This is a genomic window from Fibrella forsythiae (assembly GCF_017353175.1).
Classification (GTDB): Bacteria; Bacteroidota; Bacteroidia; order Cytophagales; family Spirosomataceae; genus Fibrella; species Fibrella forsythiae.
The window spans coordinates 104,938-124,536 of record NZ_JAFMYW010000005.1 but is presented as its reverse complement, the minus strand read 5'-3'; the positions used below and the strand labels follow the sequence as shown (position 1 = coordinate 124,536).

Annotated in this window: 11 protein-coding genes; all 11 read right to left on the bottom strand. The window is 56.5% G+C overall.

Annotated elements, in window-relative coordinates; all coding sequences use genetic code 11:
* Positions 1-13: 13 nt before the first annotated feature.
* Entirely contained in the window at positions 14-2,101 is a 2,088-nt protein-coding gene (locus tag J2I46_RS17000; protein WP_207330254.1) for a fibronectin type III domain-containing protein, read from the bottom strand.
* Positions 2,098-8,232 (bottom strand): hypothetical protein, encoded by a 6,135-nt coding sequence (locus J2I46_RS16995; protein ID WP_207330253.1) that lies wholly within the window; start codon positions 8,230-8,232, stop codon positions 2,098-2,100. The genes J2I46_RS17000 and J2I46_RS16995 overlap by 4 nt, the downstream gene beginning before the upstream one ends.
* A gap of 13 nt (positions 8,233-8,245) precedes the next feature.
* A complete protein-coding gene (locus tag J2I46_RS16990; RefSeq protein WP_207330252.1) occupies positions 8,246-9,985 on the bottom strand; it encodes a hypothetical protein in 1,740 nt (579 codons plus the stop codon).
* A 64-nt stretch (positions 9,986-10,049) separates the two neighbouring features.
* Positions 10,050-10,853, bottom strand: coding sequence for a hypothetical protein (locus J2I46_RS16985; RefSeq protein ID WP_207330251.1), 804 nt, complete (start codon positions 10,851-10,853; stop codon positions 10,050-10,052).
* 224 nt (positions 10,854-11,077) lie between these two features.
* Positions 11,078-11,806 carry a hypothetical protein gene (locus J2I46_RS16980; protein WP_207330250.1) on the bottom strand — a complete coding sequence of 243 codons (729 nt, stop codon included), beginning with the start codon at positions 11,804-11,806 and terminating at the stop codon, positions 11,078-11,080.
* 13 nt (positions 11,807-11,819) lie between these two features.
* On the bottom strand, positions 11,820-12,287 hold the full coding sequence (locus J2I46_RS16975) for a hypothetical protein (RefSeq protein ID WP_207330249.1): 468 nt from the start codon (positions 12,285-12,287) through the stop codon (positions 11,820-11,822).
* A gap of 24 nt (positions 12,288-12,311) precedes the next feature.
* Positions 12,312-13,634, bottom strand: a complete 1,323-nt coding sequence (locus J2I46_RS16970) for a C39 family peptidase (protein ID WP_207330248.1) — start codon at positions 13,632-13,634, stop codon at positions 12,312-12,314.
* A gap of 16 nt (positions 13,635-13,650) precedes the next feature.
* Positions 13,651-14,289 (bottom strand): response regulator transcription factor, encoded by a 639-nt coding sequence (locus J2I46_RS16965; protein ID WP_207330247.1) that lies wholly within the window; start codon positions 14,287-14,289, stop codon positions 13,651-13,653.
* Positions 14,290-14,364: 75 nt separating this feature from the next.
* Entirely contained in the window at positions 14,365-15,438 is a 1,074-nt protein-coding gene (locus tag J2I46_RS16960; protein ID WP_207330246.1) for an ATP-binding protein, read from the bottom strand.
* A gap of 209 nt (positions 15,439-15,647) precedes the next feature.
* On the bottom strand, positions 15,648-16,715 hold the full coding sequence (locus tag J2I46_RS16955; protein WP_207330245.1) for a hypothetical protein: 1,068 nt from the start codon (positions 16,713-16,715) through the stop codon (positions 15,648-15,650).
* Positions 16,618-19,404: a S8 family serine peptidase gene (locus J2I46_RS16950; protein ID WP_207330244.1), complete on the bottom strand. Its 2,787-nt coding sequence runs from the start codon at positions 19,402-19,404 to the stop codon at positions 16,618-16,620. The genes J2I46_RS16955 and J2I46_RS16950 overlap by 98 nt, the downstream gene beginning before the upstream one ends.
* Positions 19,405-19,599: the final 195 nt, after the last annotated feature.

The following is a 19,599-nucleotide window of genomic DNA, read 5'->3' as shown; positions in this document are numbered from 1 at the left end:
CGTTTGTGGTGTGTCAGCGCGTTTTAACGTCGGCGCGGGGGCTGAGTTTGGTTTGTTGGCCATTGGCATAAATGGCCTTTAACTGGTAGGCGTAGCGTCCGGGCCGGGCGGGGCGGTCGGCATACGAGCGGGGTTCGGGGGCAACCAGCGCAAGCAGGTGCAATGGCCCCTTGTCGTCGGCCCGGTAGATGGCAATTCGGTAAGGGCCAGGCGGGCCAGAAAATGTCCAGGCAATCTGGTTTTCCTGGCGGTCATCCTGCCAAGTGGCGGTGGGTTGAGGCGTTTCGGTCAGGTACGTTGCGGGCAGGGCCTTGGCCGTACGAATGGGCGATCGGTCAGAGACGAGGCCGCTTTCATCGGCTACCTCCAGGGCATAATCGCAGGGAATACCGGTGGTCAATTGCCGGTCGGTGTAGGTACGTTGGTCGGCAGCCCGAAAGGCCCGCACCATCACCCAGGGCTTATCCTGCTCGCGGCGATACAGCCGGTACTCGGCCACATCGTTGCTGGGGCTGGGTTGCCAGCGTAGCGTGGCCGTGTTGTCGGCAACGGTAAGCTCGGTAATGAGCGGCGCTACCGGCCGGATGATATCAGGTCGTTTTACGTCAAGAATGGCCGAAAAGGGCGAGTGGTTGAAGCTTTTGTCCATTGCCACCACCCGGTAGAAGACTTTCTTTGTCAGCGAGCGCAGGCTGATGGTATCACGGAATACGCTGTCGGTGAGCATATTCCTGGTTACCTGCGAAAATTCATGGTCGGGGTCATTGGCGAAATAGACGTAATAGCCCTGTACGTCTTTTTCCGGGTTGCGTTTCCAGCGAATGGTGACGATGCCTTTTTTGCCAAGAGTATCTACGCGCCCGGTCAGGCCGGTAGGTGGCACGGGCGGAATGGTGTCGGCCAGGGCGATGTAAACAGGTATGGAAGGCCGCTCGTTGCCCGCCGTGTCAACGGCAAACACCATGTAGTGATTGGCGCCGTCGGCGTTAGACTGGAAATCAGTGAAGGTGCGGGCGGTGGCGGGGAGTGGTACCACCGTCAGCCGTTTAAACTGACCGGTGAGGCTACTGCTCCGGCCCACCCAGAACCCCCGCAGGTCGCCTTCGGCAGGGTCCTGTTTCCAGGTGAGCAGTACCTTGCGCCCGCCCAGATGCCGCGCTTTCTCGAGAACAGGCGGGGCCGGTGGGGTGAGGTCGCGGCCCATGCCCAGGGTAGGCACCGATGCCGTATGCCATTCGCCGAAGGGCGTCATGCCCACGAGCCGGTATAGGTATGGGCGGTAGTTTGTACCCAGTGAATCTTTGTAGAACGCCTCGCTCACCCGCTGATTGCTGTACATGATGGGCGTTTTGGTCAGCCGTTCGTAGGTTGTTCCGTTGGCCGACCGCTCAATGTGGTAGAGCATGAAATCGTTGGCATAGCGGCGGGCAGGCCAGGTCATCATCACGGTTTTCTCCAGGCTCCGGGTGGTCAGCATGGGTGGTTTTTTGGCGGGCGTTGGACCAACCGTGTTCACCAGTACATAGGCGGTATCGCCCTTTTGTCCCCTGGGTACGTTGGGCCAGATGCGGTACAGGTAGCGTTTGCCTTTGGGCAGGCGGGTATCCGTAAACGACAGTCCCAACTGCCGCGCAGCCAACGGCGATTTAAACGCCGACAGCATGGCCACCATCTGCCGCATGTTTTGCTGGTCGGGGTCGCGGGAGTCGGCCAGGCTGCTGCCATCCACCCTCGCCGATAGCTGTTTTTGGTAGAGGGCCTGTTTGGCCATCTGGGTTTCGGGGGTGGGTATCTCCCAGCCTTCAGCCGTATTGGGTTTAAGCGGCTGGGTCGTCAGCATGACAAAGCCGTTGTGCTTTCCGGCGGTGATCACCTCGGCGCGGCCAATGTGGTAGCCATACTGACTGAATTGAAGCCACTTGTCGGCCTGAACGGGCATCCAGAGCAGCCGGAGCGAGTCGTTGCGGTAGTGGTGCCACAGGCCAATGGTGGCCGGTTGGGGCCGGGATGTGCGCTTCGGAGCCTGTGCCGAAGCAAGGGTGACCAGCAGGCAGCTTATGGCCAGCAACAGGGTCAGGCGGAGGTATGTTCGGGTATTCATCGGATGGCGGGCTTGGCTGGTAAAACGGTACGATCGCGCCGGCTGGCGGCTACTACCCGCCGTAGCCAGGCATCAGTCAGAATCTGGGTACGTTGCTGGCTTGCCTCAAAACCATCGTAATGCACGGATACGGCTTTTTGTACGCCCTGCGTAAGCATTGGATGGGAAACAGGAGGAGTACTTCCCGATTGAGCTGCCTTTTGCCCAATTGGCGGAGGTATTTGACCAGACAACTTACCCATCGGCTGACTCGCTGGTGGCGTAGACTCGTAGTTGCTTAAGCGGCCGTCGTATCGGAGGGTGGGGTAGTTGTAAAGCAGCGTGAAAACGTAGTCGCCGGCGGTGGGGCGGGCGCAATCAGCAGGGTTCAGAAAAGCCCCCCAGATCCACTCATTGGTATCGAACTCAATCGAGAGTTGCCCATCAGCCAGACTAACGTCCGACCAGACGGTGCTGTAGTAGGGGTAAGGATCGTTGCCTTCGCCCCGACGGTATTGCCCCTCTAGTTGTGCTTTGGTCTGGCTGTGCCAGGGCGTGCTGGGCTTAATGACTGCCCGGCTGACGAAATTGGGAAGACGCCCACCGCTATGGCTTGCCCAGGTAAACGGGTTGCTGCCTACCTCAAACGCATCCCAGTCTTCGTCGGTGCGCAGGGTGGTGGTCATGATGTTGCTGTCGGGACTGGGATGCCGGAAAGGTGTTGGGCTCAGGCTGGCTATTTTTTCGGCAAACGTGTTGTATTTACTGGTGTGGAAAGCCACCGTATAAACCCGAATGGGCGCCTCGGTCAGGGTCACGCTTCGACCGGTAACGGTAGGATTGCTCGAAAGGCCCGGAGACGAACCTGCCCTCGTTGTGATCGTGCGGGTTACCCAGAACTCGACCCGCACATCGACGTTGTTTTCCAGGGTGGGCAGGTTGTAGAGCAGGGCCGCCGAGTTGTCCTGGTAATTCAGGTAGGAAAATGTTCCGTCGCCCGCGGGAAGGCCGTTCACGAAGGTTTTGGTCGTAAACGCCAGCTTCTGCGTGGCTGTATTAGGCTGGCTGTATTCGGGCAGGTGGCGGTTGAGTTTCACAAAGGCAGTACCCTGGCTGTCATGCCCTTTCAGGTAATATTTCTGCCCAACGACCGGGTACGTATAGTCTATATCGCCCGGTGCCAGTGTGTAGTCGATGGGTACAATTTTGACCGTTTGCTCCTGGGCGATGCTGGTGCTACGCGGCGACGAACCGGTGGCATACCGATCATAGGCAACAAACCGGCCGGCGGCATTCTGTTGCTGCATAACCACCGTTGCCGTGAAGATCACTACATCGGCCGCGCTCAGGGTAGGCGTACCGTCTGAATAATTGGGTGTGTAGTCGATGCGGGTGGCGGTTTCCTTCACTTTGCGCAGCGGAATAGTGGCCGTTCCCCGTTTAAGTGTGGGGTTGGTCAATCTCCAGCGCCGGGTGAGCACCGTACCGTCTTTCACTACCTGCCAGGTTTCATCCAGCGGCCGGTTCAGCAGGACGCTGATCACCCCATACGGTTCCAGGCTGGCGTAGGTTTTTCCTGGTTCAACAGCTGGCAAAATGTATGAAATGGGGTTCACCGCACCCCGCCGGTCGTCGTAACTAGCCGTCGACGACAACTCATCCTGACTACAGCGCGTACCTTTCGCGAATGAAATATCAACCCCATCCGGGGCTACAAGGTCTACGATCAGGTCGGTCAGCCCTTTGGCTTCCTCATCAGAGCCGGTCACTGTGTTCCAAATACCGGTGCCTATTTCAAATGCTGTGTCAACCGCGCCAGACAGCCCGCCAGAAGCTACTCCGGCCACGGCTTTCACCAGACCCGTGAACATTGGTTTGTCCATGGTCACGGTGCCATCTACCCAGGTGGGGTTGGGGCCACCGAAGTCGGCCTTCATGGTGAAATTGCCTGATGCCAAAGGGTAGGTTCCAAGCGGACAATCAACCGTGAGGGCCCCGCTTGCAAAACCATAGACCTGCCCCGTTGCGTAGAAATTGTTGATGCCAAACGGACCCCCTTCGCCGCCCGAGCAGGAAACGCCCGCGGCGTATTGGATAAGGGCCACATCGAAACCAAACCCAAAGTTGAGTGTAGCCTTAAGGTAGAGTGCATTAGCATCGAAACTACCGCCCAGGTACGCCCCGAACGCAATGCCACCGTTGCTGGCGCGCGGGTCTAGACGTGGCCGGTTTCCGGCTAAGGCATCCTCAAATCCATCAGGATACACTAGCTGAGTGGGAAGGGGAGGCAACCCGTTGATGCCGTAGTTGCCCATGCAGAAATAGGCCCCACCGTCAATATAACCCAGGTTATCAATGAAAAACCGCACTCCGGCGTGGGTCGCTGTCATGGCATCCAGACCATAACCCTTGTTTTGCCAGGGGTTGCCCAGGTACACAAACCAGACACCCCCCGGCTTGAAATCGAAGTGCATGGCCATTTGCCCCGCCAGGTTTGTGGTAAGATCAGCGTTGCCCTGGATCTTATCGAACACCTTGAGGTACACCGCGAAATTGCCATCGATGGTCTCCTGGACAATGCTGTAAGTCATGTCCATGGTGGCCCGCATGGTGATCTGGTCAGAAGGGGGGGCGTCGGGCGCTTTCAGGAACTGAATGTCGCCGCCAATGCCAATTTCGGTCGGGGCCATCGTTTCCGGGTCAATGGTGGCCCCAAAGGCCATCATCCCGTTGAAGGCAAATCCGTTCGAGGCCGCTTCTTTCACCAGCACCCCGAAAGCAAGCCCGAAGTTGGCTGTGCCGGATGGCACAAGCGGCGGCAGACTGTCGAAATTGCATTCAGAGGCTGCCCCGCTGAACCGGGCCGACAAACTCCCTCCCGCTGTTCGGGAAACCATGTTGCGGCTGAGGCCACCCACAAAGCCGTCGATGGCAATGGGCGTTTGCGGAATCAGGATGTTCAGCCCCGAAATGCGCCCGTCGAGGTAGAAATAGCGGGCCGTTTCGGGGTTGGTGCCTTTCGACCCGAACATGCCCTGAATGGTGCCCCTGATAGGCAGGCCAGGCAGTTTCATCTCAATGCTGAGACACCCCCGGAAGGCTCGCCCGTATTCCTCGCTTTTGATATACTCCAGCGCCGCAATGACGTGAACCACCGACACGTCGACCTCCATCCGGATCTTCCGGAAGGCAATGGCCGGGTTGCTGTACACCGGGTCGCCGTTTCGGAAGGCCACGTTGCCCGTCAGGTCGAAGCCCGCATCGACGCCAAAGCCCGCGTCGCCCATCAGGTTGATACTGACGGTAAAGCCCAGCCCCAGTTCGAAGCCGTTGGTAAGGTCACCGCGGAAGATGGGCGCAAACTCCCGGAACGAGATCGGGAAGCCGCCCGCACTGTTTGCATCGTCGGCAAGTACCGTAGGGGCAGACGTTGTCGGTTCGCCGCCAATCCATTTCTGGGGCGACGCAAAACTGATCGTGAACCGGCTCACGTCGATGGTGGTGCCGTTATACACGAAGTTGTTGAACGCCATGCCATTCAGGCCAACCCCTTCCGAACCCGACTGAACCGAGACGGCTCCGTTCAGATTCATGGTCACCAGTTTGGTCATCGCATCGAACGCCACCGACGACCCGCTGCCCACGGTGAAAGTGGCCGACAGGGAAGGAGCATAGAGCGCAATGTCGTGAGTTAGTCCCACGCCCAGCGTCAGGCGAGGGGTAGGGTCGGCGGCTGTACTGCCATACGTACCTGTGTAGGCGATCGGGTTGCTGAACAGCGGGAAGAGTAGCCCACCCTGCATGGCAAACTGCCGAAACTCGTTTTGCCGAATTTGAAGTGATAGCGCATCAATCGAGAAACCAAACCCGGCTAGTTTACCGCCATTGCTGCCACTCACGCTGAGTACGTTGGTCAGGGAGGCATCTAATGACAGCCCGCTGTTATCGCCAAAACCGATGAGCAGGTTGGTGACCGCGATCTCCTTCCGGGCGGTTGCGCTGCTGCTCAGCTTAAAATCGGGAGGAAGGGCAATAGCCACCCGGCGGGCATGGATGCCCGTCCAGATGCTCTGATCGGTAGCCGACGTACCTGGCAAGCCGCCAGTCGCCGGGTTGAGGTCGCCGGGTAGTACCAGTCCTGCCGGGTTTCGGGTCGTCGACAGGTCGAGCGTGACCGAATCGAGGCCAAACGACCAGTCGGGCAGGCTGGTGAGGTGAAACCGCGGCATGGTGAGCGTGAGCATGACCTCGTCGATCCGACTCACCACGGTCTGAAACGTGGCTTTGACGGGTGCATTGGCTGCGTCGGCTTCCAGCATACCGGGGGCGAAGGCTATTTCACCCTTTAGCCCGATTTCTTTCACCGCAGCTTTGTCCAGCGTCAGGTACGTTACCTGGTCGGCAGGCCGGTCGCTGCCCGCGCCAATCAGCGTGAAGGTATGCCCCGACACGGGTGCCGACAGGTTGCCGCCCAGGTAAAAGGTGGCGTTGCTGGCCGATATGCCCGCCGGTCCGAAACAGACATTCAGCGCCCCGAAATACAGCTGTTGGTTGATGCCCGGCACCAGGGGTGTTTGTAACGCCAGGTTCATGGTGGCCCGTTCGGGAAAGAAACTCATGGCAAACACACCCATGCGTATCGTACTCCCGTCTACGTCACTGTCGTAGCCAATGGGCAGCCCCGTCTCGAAACTGGCATCACTCGCCTGCCTGATGAGCCGCCCCGCCTGGGCAATGCCATCGAATAGCTCGGCAAGGGGTTCAACATCAGCGGTTGCCGCCCGCACAACAGAGGCGGGCAGTTGCGCACTGACCTCATTCTTGGCTTCTTTCAGGTTAGTAAACAGGGCCGCTGTTGGTCCCGAAAAGACATCGTCGGGTAAGCCTGTTGCCGAACCGGCCGTTGCCACGAGCGCATTGCCAATCCGGCGAACAACGAGGTTGTTGAGCTGAACTTTGAATTTGGCGTTGAAAAACGGTATCCTGACCGTTCCCCGGCCTGTAAACCCCTCGCCCGCCCGTGTGGCTTCGGTGACCGTGATCTTGAAGCACCCCATGCGCACCACACTATTGGCCGCCAGTGCAGGTACGTCGGTACCACCAGTCGGTACCGGAATGGCGTTACAGTCGCCGGTACTGCATTCGGTGGGTAGGTCAGCATCGACAAGGTCATCACCGCCCCCGCTGTTGACCGGCCTGCCAGTGCCGTAGGTAAAGTAGCAGACCTGGCTATAGCCAAAATTGGGCAGCGGCAAGGCCTGACCATCGGTACTTTCAGCGCGGACGAACAAGGCATACCGGGCACCGATCTTTAACGAATCAATGAAGTCGGCACCCTGTAAAACCACTTGCTCGAGGGGACTGCCACTGGCCGGAATGGCTGGTTTATTGACGGTGAAAGCGCGGGGTTCGTTACCGGTTTGTAGGGCCAGCGCCACCTGGTTAGGGTCGGTATTGGGCAGTAGTTCAACCAGTTGCAGGGTGTAGGCGTAGCTGCCCAGCGCCGCACTGCCCGCGTTTAGTACCGGGGCCGTCCAGGTGACGGGGAAAAAGCCATTGGCGGTCGGCATCGCCGGTACAGCCAGGGTATCTTGCCCCGGTTGACAGGGCTGGTTGTTGATGGTGGTAATCAGGGGTGGGTTAAAGGCCGAAAACTCGATGGCCTGACAGTTGGAGTACCCCTTGGGAATCTGCGGATTCAGGTTGTCGGTTTTAAGACTGAAACAAAGCTGGTAGGTGCCTTCGGGAATGCGAGCCGAGGGGTCGGTCGTGTAGAGTGACTCTACCGGGCTGCCATCGGCCAGCATAAACTGACTGGCCGTAAAAATGGTCTGGAGTTCATCGCCCCGTAGCTGTCGGGTCTCGTTGGGGCCTAACGGAATGGTGGGCTGGGGTACGTTCGGGTTCGTCAGGATCTTGAAACTACCGTTCTGCTGGGTCAATTCAGCCTCCAGTTGAACCAGAACCGAGCGCGAACTACGGTTGCTGATGGTGACCAGCAGTTCACCCCCCGCCTTTTCTACATCGACCAGCAACGACCGGTACCGATACAGAGGCGGGGCAATAGTGGCCGTTACTTCCTGCGCCCGAAGCGTCAGGGCCGACGCGCACAGGCCAACAAGCAGCAGGCAACGCGTGAAGAACGTTTTCATGGCAGTGTGGGGGTTAGAAGCGGATGCCGTAGGTGGCAGATCCCCGGTATTCGGTGAAATTTCGATAGGTCAACCCGTCGGCCTGGAACGCATATTGGTTGTAAAGCAGGTTGCTGCCGAGAGAGAGCGTTTGCATTCCCATTCGAATGGCCACGTTGAATCCGGTATTGGCAACGGTGCCATCGGGTTGGCCATCAACAGTGCGCCATTGGCTGTTGTGGTTGAGGGTGGTGCGGAAGAGCCCTTTGTGCCACTCGCGGCTTAGGTTCACCCCGGGTCCAATCGTGACAAAGCGGCGCCCGGCGGTGGCAATGGCTGCGTAGGTGAACGAGGCCGTTGCGTTGAATTTTAGCGGCAGCGACACCAGACTGTAGCTGAGGGCACCCAGTCGGTTAGTACTGCCGGTGTAGGATCGGGTAAACTGGTTCTGGTCGCTGGTGTTCTGATAGCTGGCCACCAGCGAGAGCACATGCCGGCTGGTGGGGGTTGCCCGGGCGTAGCTCAGGTTGCCACCATACGACGTATTCACCACACTGACGGCCAGCGAGTCGTTGAACAGATCACTCACACCGGCGGTCTGGGCAACACCAAAGTTGGAATACGTCAGGCCAAGGTTCAGCCCCTTGGCCAGCAAGCTGTTGATCGTCAGCCCGCTAACGGTTCGGCTGGTCGTGGCGGCTCGTTTGTGGTTAAGGTTATCGTGCGAGAGGCCGTAGGAGCCACTGATCGTGAGTTGGCCTTTTATCAGTCGCAGGGTCGGGTTAACCGTGACCTGCTCTACATCGTTCTGGAAATAATACGAGCCTAGCGACTGATAATCGGGATCGACCCGCTGATAGAGCACCTGAAGGCTACCCTGCTTGAACGCATACCGGGCCGATGCCTGCCCGGCGGTGAAAAACGAGCTGGACGAATTCAGCCACATAAACGTACCCAGTTGACGGAGCGAGGGTACCTGATCATTTTGGATACCCAGCAGCAGATCGCGGGTCAATACGCTACCGCCCAGGTCAATATCAAACAGCAGCTTGTGCCTGAACAGGCCGAAATTGCTCTTGAGCCCAACCGCCACGTTTTCCATCGGCGTAATCTGTGACCGGCGGGATGGCGTCGGAATAGAGCGCATGCGGTCGGTTGCTTTGAAGAGGAGCAGGTCAACGTAGTCGGTCTGTTTACCATAGCCGAGCCGGGCCGCGTAGCCGAGCCGCTGATAGGTTGGCCTGACGTACCGATAGCGTAGATCGCTGTTGGCTTCGTCTTCTGCCACCGCCCGGCTAAACTGCCCGTATACGAATCCCAGCCGCAACTTGCCGGGATTCAGTTCAACGCCCGCCCCCAGAAAGTTGGCCCCGCCCAGCGTATAGTTCGAAAACCGGATGGTACGGTAGCCAAGGTGTAGTTTCACCCATTTGTAATAGGGCGATACCCCATACTGGTTGAAAGGCTGCGAAAACCGCCGTTCCTGCTCGCTCACCACCAGCGAAAACGGCATCACCACGCCATAAATGGTGATCACCGGCGCGCCCGACAGGTACCACGAGAACGGTTGCCGCCGGTTGGCAATGCCATTGGCCTGGTAATAGGTCAGCCCGGCCGAAAGAGACCCGCGAATGCTGATCGGTTTCTGGTTCCGAAGCCCCTGCACATCCTGACCCGCCGCCGGGAACGTACCCAGCATGGATGCGACCAATAGCACGATCAACGGCAGTAGCGATAGGCGACAGAAACGGTATAAACTGGATGGAGTGGACATAGGAATAGCAAAGAGGTTTGCATAAACCACTGACAATCAACAATAAACTAATTGAGATTCGCCCCTATCGACAGCTTTGATTTGTAGTCAGAAAGTAGCGGCGCCCCTGTAAGTTAATCTCGCCTTGGACGCCAGAAGTCAATTCGTATACACTCGGCTGGCCATTATTCGGCCTTAATTCGAGATAGACTACATTACCTTCGAGCCCAACCCGCCACGTTCCGCTGCCGCCATCGCGTGTGTATGCGCTGAAGTCACTTCCACCGCCGTAACTACTATAGCTGGTGTCGTCGCTATACAGGTAGGTACCGTTGCTACATAGGTCGTAGAACCACTTCTGAGCCAGGCCATTCCCTGTTTTAAGATACAGCAACCGCCGCCCACGTACCAGATCATCTACTTTGGCGGCAATACCCGACGTGGGCCGTTTAGCTGAGGCCACAGGAGCGGCTCTTTGCTGACTTGGTACGTTGCCTGCCTGCGGGGCAGCTTTGCCAGCACCGCCTTGTTGAGTAAACACGCCCATAATGACCGGCACGTTGTTGAGGCCAAATGCCACCACCAGCTTCCCGTTTGTGAGGGCCAGCTCTACGTTCATCGACGTACCTGCGGCCGCGTCGGTAACCATACCGGCTGCCTGCGTACCGGTTATCTGGGCGTTTACCCGGTACGTTTCGGTGCCGATGGGTACCTGCGCCGTTACCGACCCCGTAAGCTGGCTACCGGCTACGCGGAGATTCATACTGGCCGGATATTCCTGTTGCGGATTCTGCACGCTGGCTATGGCTCCCTGCCAGTGGCCCGAGAAAGTCTGAGCCAGTAATGCGGGTGAACAGAGAAGGAAGAAAAGAGTAGCTAGCTGTTTCATGGCCGTAAGGTCGTTCGTGTTCGGGAATCAGGAAGTGGCTCACTTTGCTGCTTATTGGACAGCAACAACTCAGAATCAACGGGTTTAGGCGTTCATATACGTTCGTTGACCAGGTCAAAGGTCTGGTTGTTCTGACCGATCTGTACCCGCCAGATGTGGTGGTAATTTGGCCTACAAAAAACCGCCCCGGAATGAGGCGGTTTTTCCTTTTTAAGACCGAAAGGTCAGGCGGTTTTCGTTATAAAGCGCACGTAACGAACCTGGTAAAAAGCGCAGGCGTACAGGCCTAGACTGATGAGTACGAATGCATTTCTAAGCAGCGAAAGCTGTAGGAAACGTATTCCATCAGTTTCATTCAGCTTGTGGCCAAACAACGACAGATAGAAGCTGAATATATTGGCCGTTAACAGCCCCAGACTGATCAGGAAATATGAATTTTTCCATAGACTCAATGCAGGCAACGAGCGGTAGATCAGCCACAGGTGTAAGAGCGGTAAAACGATCAGATAAACCCGGTTCATCAGCGCATTTACCGCCCCGAACGACCGAAAGCCATCGATCCAGATATATACGCCAATGGCTGTGAAAATCAAGGCGATCGATGTCCATCTGATCCAGTTGGCCAGTTGGCCTGTAAGCAGCCGGGCATAGAACGGCCCCAGAAAAATATAGTCGAGCAGGCGCGGCAGGATACTCAGAAAATTGGTGTCGCCGATCTTGTATTTTTCCAGGTAAGGCAACCAGAAATCAGTCTGGTTATTGACCGACCAGATAAAGCCCTGTTCCAATAAATTAGAGCCAAAGCTGGCGAGGAGATAGTACCAGAAAATGCGTAATTCATCGGTTAACAATCGCCATCGCCAGGCACCCAACAACAGCAACCCGATACGCAGTACCAACAGTACGGTACCACTTTGCACATAAAGCGAATTGTAGGTGTTTTCAGGGGTCATAACAGCTTACGGATCAGCCACGTGGTGCAGGAATGCGGGTACCGGTAGTATCATTTTCACCGCCCACTCCACCGCCGATGATCATGGGTTTGAACATGATGTAGATATTATGATGAATGTCTTTTCTGAGCAATGCTAACAAGGCGTTGGGCGGCTGGCCATTGCCGGGGCTGGTAAGGGCATCTACCTGCGCGCTTGTTAGTACGAAATAGTGAAATGCGTTCTGCGGATGGTTGCCATCATCAAACGGCAGCCATACAGCCGAGGCATAGCGCGGGCTTGTCAGCGAACGCACCCGTAGGGCCACGTGCCCCGTAGGCGAACCGTTGCGAAGGCCTAGTAGGCGGTCAAAGGTGATTCCGAAGAATGCTTCAGGATGATTACCCCAATAATTGATTCGATCGATCGATATGTCGGCAGGGGGACCATCAAAATCGGCATTTCCGGTGGTTCTGGGGATATTGCTTTCATAGACAGGCATAGTGAAAGAGGGATAAGTTGACAATTAATTAAGGGCAATGCGAAGCCGACTCAACACGGTCGTTTCGGCGTAGGCTACATTGGGCAGAAGCGATTGGTCATCGCGGCCATCGCGGAACGTATAGCGAATACTGGGGACTAAGTACCACCGTTTCCGGTGCGAGAAGCGATAGTATGACTGCCCCAGCGCCCGGATTCTGACGTACTCATAGCGTTTGGTACCCGCCACATTTGGGCGGTAGGTCAATAGGATTCGTTTAGGACCCAATGAACAGGCAAACCGTTTTTTGTAATGGCTCTCGCTTAGTTTAATCACCGCTGGGCTTTGATTGCGCGTTCGCTGAAACGTGTACGCCAGGGGGCGGCTCCCTCTTGTATCGACCCAATCGAAAACGGGCTGCGCACCCCGGAGTGAATCCAGCACCAGCGATACGGTGCTGTCGCGGAGTTTCTGAACCGATACGTAATGATTTCTGATGAGGCGGCTCACCTTCACTGCCGGTAGCTTATTTAATCGGAGCAGCCCGGCCAGGAGCGGTGTCTGACGCATTCTTGCCCAGTAAAGGGTATATTTTCGTTTTGGCCCACAAGTCAGTCCGGCTGTTAGGTCCTGTGGCTGAATGCCGTAGATAAATGACTCCGCATAAATCACCTGGTCGGTGTTGACTCCTATGTTCGTTGTGAGCGAAGTGGGGTGGTTTAGCAGGTACGTTTCGGCTTCGCAGTTGGCTGGACCGAGTGGGTCGTTGATCAGCAACCACCGCACGGGTAGCCCCTTTACAAAGCCGGTCAATTGGACGTAGCCCGTTGTTACAACAGCGTGTGTGTTCCTGTCGATACTATTTCCCTCGCTGATGATGGAAATAAGCGGCCGACAGTGGTCAATTTCACCTTTCAGAGCAGTCCAGGAGAGCGGTGTATAGGTCTCTGCCGAGGCAAACCCGATTTGGGCAAATATTGGCAAAAACTGACTCGGTTGGTACAGGTCATTGTTCCAATTGCCGGTTGTGCCAATCTGTAGCTGATCGAACTCGTCGGGGGCACAAACAAGACTCTCGCATACCGGTGTGAAATTGGCGGGAGGCGTGGCAGCAGCGCTGTTTTGTGTCTGCCAGTAAGTTGAAGCCTCTACCCGTAGTTGGCACTGCGTTCTTTCCTGACCATGGTAACGGGTAATCATCTGCATACTCGCCGCCCAGCACAACAGCGATGCCTTTTGCGGAATGAGAGGTACGCGGCAATTGGCCACTCGTAGTGAGAGCGAAGTCGGGGTCCAAAAAGTGGCCTGGGCAGTAGCCCATACCCCCCACAGGCAGAAGAGCACGCAAAAGAGATACTGTTTTTTCATGCAGGTTCAGGATTCATTAACTCACCAGTTTTCCCTCAATTGCTTTCGCCACCGCTTCGGGGGCTGAGTTGACGTGGAGTTTTTCGTAGATGTTCTTTACGTGCCAATGCACGGTGTGGTAGCTCAGGCAGCAGGCGTCGGCGATTAGTTTGTAGCTCATGCCTTTTACCATGCAGCTCAGCACTTCGCGCTCGCGGTCGGTGAGGTCGACGTAGGTGGGTTGGGTCTGCACAAACTGCTGCTGAAACATACCCAGCACTTTCGCCGCGATCGTGGGCGACATCTGCGCCCCGCCGTTGTACACGTCGCGCACGGCCTGCACGATCACCTCCGGGTCGGGGCTTTTCAGCACGTACCCAGACGCCCCGCCGCAAATGGCCGCAAACACGCGGTGTTCATCTTCGTAGACAGTCTGCATCAGCACTTTCGTGGCGGGCAGGGCAGCTTTGATTTTCTGTAGCGCTTCAATACCCGAAATGCCCGGCATCTGAATGTCCATCAGCACCACGTCGGGTTTGTGTTTCCTGATCTTGGCCAGCGCGTCGTTGGCGTCGGGGAAAGCGCCGCAGAAAAACAGGCCATCGGCACTGGCCAGATACAGACCAAGGCTTTGCCGAAGGCTTTTATTGTCTTCAAACAGAACGACGCGGATCATGGCATAAGCGGTTAAAACGAATAAGCAAAACTGCCGGAAATTCAGAGGCGGCGTACCCCCCAATTCTGGCGGTATTTATAAAGTTGGTACCAGTAAGGTCATTCGTGTCCCCTCCCCTAGCACCGACTGGATGGTCAGATCAACAAAGCACTCGGCGGCCCGTGCTCTGAAATTCTTGAGGCCGTTTCCTTCACAGTCAGCCGACATATCGAAGCCACGACCATTGTCGCTGATTTCCAGTCGAATACCTTCATTGGCGAGACTCACGACGATACTGGCTTTGGTGGCTTCGGCATGTTTGGCAATGTTGTTAATCGCCTCTTTCACCATCAGGTACACATGCCGGCGCTGATCCATATTCATTGTCAGCCTGGTGTTTGGCGGGAGTGCATATCGGAACTCGAAGGCTACTCCCTGAGTGGTCAGCACCTGAAAAGCAAACGACCGCATTTTCTCGAACAGCTTGTCGAGCGAGTCATTGTCGGGGTTGATGGCCCAGATCGTGTCGCGGATGGTGTAGATCGTTTCTTCCGAATCGGTCATGATCGTGTTCAGGATCGACTGCACGTCGGGTCGCGAATCGCCCACTTTTTTTTGCGCCAGCCGGGTCGAGATGGCAATGCTGCTGAGGGTGGCGCCCACTTCGTCGTGCAGATCGGCGGCAATTCGGTAACGGATATGCTGCACTTTCAGCTTTTGCCGGAATGTGTAGAGCAGGAAAAAGTAGATGGCCGCTCCCAGCAGCAGCATAACGTACCCAACCACCGCCGGTACAAACCACCATTCTTCAGTCAGTTCGCGCTCAACCAGCACCGGAATTGTGGTGGTTGCCGACAACCCGCCGCGTACCTGATACCTCACCTGAAACGCATACTCGTTACCGGTCAGGTTCGTGTAGCGGGCAATGGGGTACGGGCTGCTTTGCCACTGCCGGTCGAACCCAACAAGCTGGTACTGATACGTACCTGCGTCACCGGGAATCGGGTTTAGCAGGAAAGTAACATCATTGTCGAGCGCAGCCAGCCGGATGGGTTTCCCCGGCTGAACTACCAGTACCCTATCATTGGCACGTACCTGCCAAACAGCCCCTTTTGCCAGGCTGACCAGTGGCAGCAGGCAAAAGCAGGCCGAGAGCAGAATAATGAACATGCCGCAACTTACTAGTTTAACAGTATGCTCAAATATAGGCGGTTAAGTAGTTTTTTTTTACATGACAACAAAACAAACTGTAGCAACCAGCATCCTGATGTCTATCGGATGTTACGGTTAGACTATAGCTGGTAGAGTTCGGCAGATGACGTCCAAATACAGACGTAATTGTATAGCAGCGCTGGTCTGTTTTTGGACGTCATTTTGTTTTATCCTTTTTGGGGGCCTGTCTGCTCTGTGCGGGCGGGTGTACATAGGCAACGGCGCAGGGCTGTCAGGTTGATGCCCAGTTCCTGTAGTCGCTTTGCGTCTAAGGCGCCGTTTTTCTGCCAGCACCCTATAAGCTGGCAGAAGCGTTCGTAGTCGGAGGGCCGAGGGGGTTTAGTATCGCCGCCTTTCCAGACAATTGCGCTTCGTAATGCCTCACGCGTCCAACGCGACCCTAACGTGGTCATGCCCGACCCAAGTACGTGGACCCTATACACGCCGCTAAGGGCGGCTACCCAGTGCATCTCAAAAATTCCGTCGGCGGTTTCCGGGGCCGGGTACGTTGTCTGACTGCCGTCGGGCGATGTTACCACGACGTTCACTCGCCCGCCCCGCTGGGCCGGATAGCTGTATTCGGTCACAACAACTCGCAATTGTACCATAGCCCCTGGTTCGTAGCTGGTCTGCGATAGGTAAGTCTGCATGGTTAGCACTGACCTTGCCTGAGCCACAAAAGCGTAGCGCAGCCCGTGGGCCTGGCTCATCCGGTACTCGGTCTTATCGTCTTTGAGCTTTTCGAGGTACCTTTTGAAGCGGCGGGCATCAAGCGTCAGAATAGCGTGCCATACGCCTTGAGGATGCTGGGCCCCCACTTTGCTTACCGGTAACGATAATCGGTAGAAGGCCGACTTCTGGTCAGTAACAAACTGGGAGGCTGGTTCACCCGCCAGACTCCCGGGGTCGATAATCTGACCGTCGGGGGTTTCAAGTTGGTACGTAATAGCATCGGGTAGTGGTGAGTGCAACACGGCATCGACCTGCCAGTCGGTCTCGTTGACCCGGAACGGAATCCGAACACTGGCTCCGGGTTGCAGCCAGCCCTCGGGGTCAACCACAATCTGCATATTCGTTATACCTGCCAGAATCTGCTGGTAGTATTTGGTAAGCAGAAAGTAATCATCCACGCCGATGTTACCCGTCATCAGAATATACCCATTGTTGCCGCCCGTGAGCTGGGCCAGAGCCGTAGGCTGGATGTTCTCGGGCGTACCCAGCCCAATAGCAAACACATTGGCGTTGATTGTTCCCGCCGGCAACTCCGACAGGTAAAGGCTCCCGGCCGTCGGTAAGCACCACCACTGCTTTCACGCTGTAGCCTCCGGGCGCGTTGGGGGCGGCGTTAAGCATGTTCTGGGCTGCCAGCACACCATCGCCAATGGCGGTCATCCCTGCCAGATTAGTATTATGTGCCGAAATATGCGTACTAAGGGCGTTTCGTCCCACACCGATGCCCGCGAAGCCAGCATCCTGTACAGGCATTGCGCCGGCCACGTCGGCATTTGAATCCCACGAAACCGCGCCTAGTCCCGTATCGGTCTGGGCAAGGGCCGCCACTACCACAGCACTGTCGCGTAGTACCTGAATTTTGCGCCGTCCGTCGCCAGCAAACTCGTCCATGCTACCCGAGCGGTCGAGTGCCAGAACCAGGGCCGCACGGGGGCGCTCGACCACGTTGGCGCTGAATTGAATCGTGTACTGCTGACCCGTTTCGACACACTCAACTATGGCTTCGCCGTGGGCTATATCATCAACGTTGGTGGCTACGTAACGTACCCAAATACGAGGTGTAGAAGGCGAGCAGGTGTAGTTGCCCACATGAATGGCCTCATTGCCGTTGTGCAGCACAAACGAGTTGGCTGGCCCTATGGTCGTGATTGGCCCGTCAATTACCCTAAACGTATGATTACGAGTGCTTTGTACCGAGAACGAGATAGCCCGTAGGGTAGGCTCACCGGCGGGAACGTTCAGAAACTGCACCGTAGGCGTATTAAGTGTGATGCGCGTTCGGGCGGCGCAGACAGCTTTGGCAGCATCAATGCGCCCGTAACCGTACCAGTTGCTGTATTCATTCACACCGTCGCCGTCACGATCACGCCAGCGACCTTCGGTGTCAGTATTGGCAAAGTCGATTTTCACGGCGGTGTTATACAGAATCTCCCGTATTTCCTGCCAGGTAAGCGAGGGGTCCATACTGAGCATGAGCGTGGCGATACCCGCTGCAAACGGCGTGGTCGACGAGGTACCTCCGAACCCGTTGGTATAGTCGGAAGGGCCACCCGTATGCCCGGTTCGATTGCCAGTTCCCGGAAGTGTGGTGGTTGTTATGCTGCGCAGGCCAGCGCCGGCGTCGCTGCTTGGGGCGCACAGGTCAATCCCGTCGCCGAAGTTGGAGTAACCTGCCTTGCGGTCGTTTTCGTTGGAGGCAGCAATGCCAAATGTGCGCGGGTGGTTGGCCCAGGGGCGGGCCGACGCAAACTGAACGTTATCATTCCCGGCCGAAAAGAACAGGAGCGTACCCAGCCCGCCCCGGCCATCATCGGTAATGCGCTCGAAGGTCGCATCTATCAAGTCGGAGACCGGAAACGCCGCCGGGTTATAGGTGCCGGCACTATTAGTGATAACGGCCGCTCCCTGCGCCAGCACCGCTGGGAAACCGGGCGTGGTGCTGGCTGGGTCAAGGCCCGCCATCCAGAGATAAATGTCGGAAAACTCGGCTTCGGTGCTGGCAGAGGGTACTTGCACCGACAATAACCGGGCGTTTGGCGCGGCCCCGGACACACCCTCTTCTTCGCCCGCCACCGATGAAGCATTACCTGCCATCGCCGTGGCAACGCCACTACATCGAGTGCCGTGCGCGCCCAGCGGGCTGTTGTTGTTGGCAACCATACCGCCAAAATCGAAGAATCCAGTTACTTTGGGTTGACCGTTCGATACATTACCCTGAAAATCAGGGTGCGCTGGCCTAAGTACACCGCCAACGGTTTCCGACGTCAACCCCTCGTCGATAACCGCGATCGTCAGATTAGCGTCGCCAAAGGTGCGGTCATTCGCCGTACCAGGCACTACACCGTCGGCATTGGCATCGCGCAGGTGTTGCCAGGCATCGGGCAGGCCAACCAGCGGAATGTGCCATTGCTGGGCCACTAACTCGTCGGTGGGGGTAATGGCATCGGGTTCAAACGTAAAGGTCAGTTCGGCTTCAGCCCCCAGCACAATCGGCGAGGTCTCGAGCTTGTCGCAGTCGTTAAGCACCGACAAATCACCTACCGCCGATTGCAACAACCACCTGTCTTTTAATGACAATTTCCGCAACACGCGGGTGTTCGTCTCCTGCGCTAAGGTTTCCACAGCTTCCGGTTTTGTACCAGGAACGACACGCACCATGATATTACCCGAAAAAAACGCAATGCCTCTTTCAGACAAATGCATTACCGGCCCCACGGCGGCAATATCTGGCAGACCGCGTAGTTCAGCTACAAGCTTGGCTAGTCGGCCGGGTGTAACCTGTATCACAAACAGGTCGCGGGTCGCTATGGGTTTGAGGTCAGCTAGCTTGCCGATTCGTTTCTCGAGCTGCTTTGCCGCCTCTTTTCCCCGAACAGAAATTCCAACAAGCCCTTCAACTGGCCGAAACGGCACCCGTATTCCCCGTCGTTTATAAGCAGGCAAACCAGGTTCGCCCAGAATAAACTGCGCTACATTACGCCCCAACTCGATTCGGATTTCCCGCTTTTCAGCCTGTAGGCCATCCGCTTCTACCTGCAACGTGACGCTTCCCAGTATGAGTTGTTCAATGATATACCGTCCGGGGCCATCTTCCCGAGCCACTGCTCCTTTATCTGTCGTTATCCGCGCTTTGTCGAGGGGCTTTCGTTCAATGGTAAAAACCTCGATCCACAAACTGCCAAAATTGATCATAGCTGTAAAGGTTTAGTTCGATACAGGCAAAGCTATCTTATTCCTCACTGGCATATACCCTCCAAATGTGGTGGTTAATACCAATGATCCATAAAGAGATAGGTAGATAACAAAGCCTGCCATGCAGCATAAGTAGTCTGTAGCATGGCTCCCCTTCTGCTAATTTTAGGAAACGGTTAGGCAGTGAAGTTAACG

Excerpts from the sequence above, each read along its gene's own strand:
- J2I46_RS17000 (WP_207330254.1), bottom strand. The coding sequence starts at position 2,101 with ATGAATACCCGAACATACCTCCGCCTGACCCTGTTGCTGGCCATAAGC.
- J2I46_RS16995 (WP_207330253.1), bottom strand. The coding sequence starts at position 8,232 with ATGAAAACGTTCTTCACGCGTTGCCTGCTGCTTGTTGGCCTGTGCGCG.
- J2I46_RS16990 (WP_207330252.1), bottom strand. The coding sequence starts at position 9,985 with ATGTCCACTCCATCCAGTTTATACCGTTTCTGTCGCCTATCGCTACTG.
- J2I46_RS16985 (WP_207330251.1), bottom strand. The coding sequence starts at position 10,853 with ATGAAACAGCTAGCTACTCTTTTCTTCCTTCTCTGTTCACCCGCATTA.
- J2I46_RS16980 (WP_207330250.1), bottom strand. The coding sequence starts at position 11,806 with ATGACCCCTGAAAACACCTACAATTCGCTTTATGTGCAAAGTGGTACC.
- J2I46_RS16975 (WP_207330249.1), bottom strand. The coding sequence starts at position 12,287 with ATGCCTGTCTATGAAAGCAATATCCCCAGAACCACCGGAAATGCCGAT.
- J2I46_RS16970 (WP_207330248.1), bottom strand. The coding sequence starts at position 13,634 with ATGAAAAAACAGTATCTCTTTTGCGTGCTCTTCTGCCTGTGGGGGGTA.
- J2I46_RS16965 (WP_207330247.1), bottom strand. The coding sequence starts at position 14,289 with ATGATCCGCGTCGTTCTGTTTGAAGACAATAAAAGCCTTCGGCAAAGC.
- J2I46_RS16960 (WP_207330246.1), bottom strand. The coding sequence starts at position 15,438 with ATGTTCATTATTCTGCTCTCGGCCTGCTTTTGCCTGCTGCCACTGGTC.
- J2I46_RS16950 (WP_207330244.1), bottom strand. The coding sequence starts at position 19,404 with ATGATCAATTTTGGCAGTTTGTGGATCGAGGTTTTTACCATTGAACGA.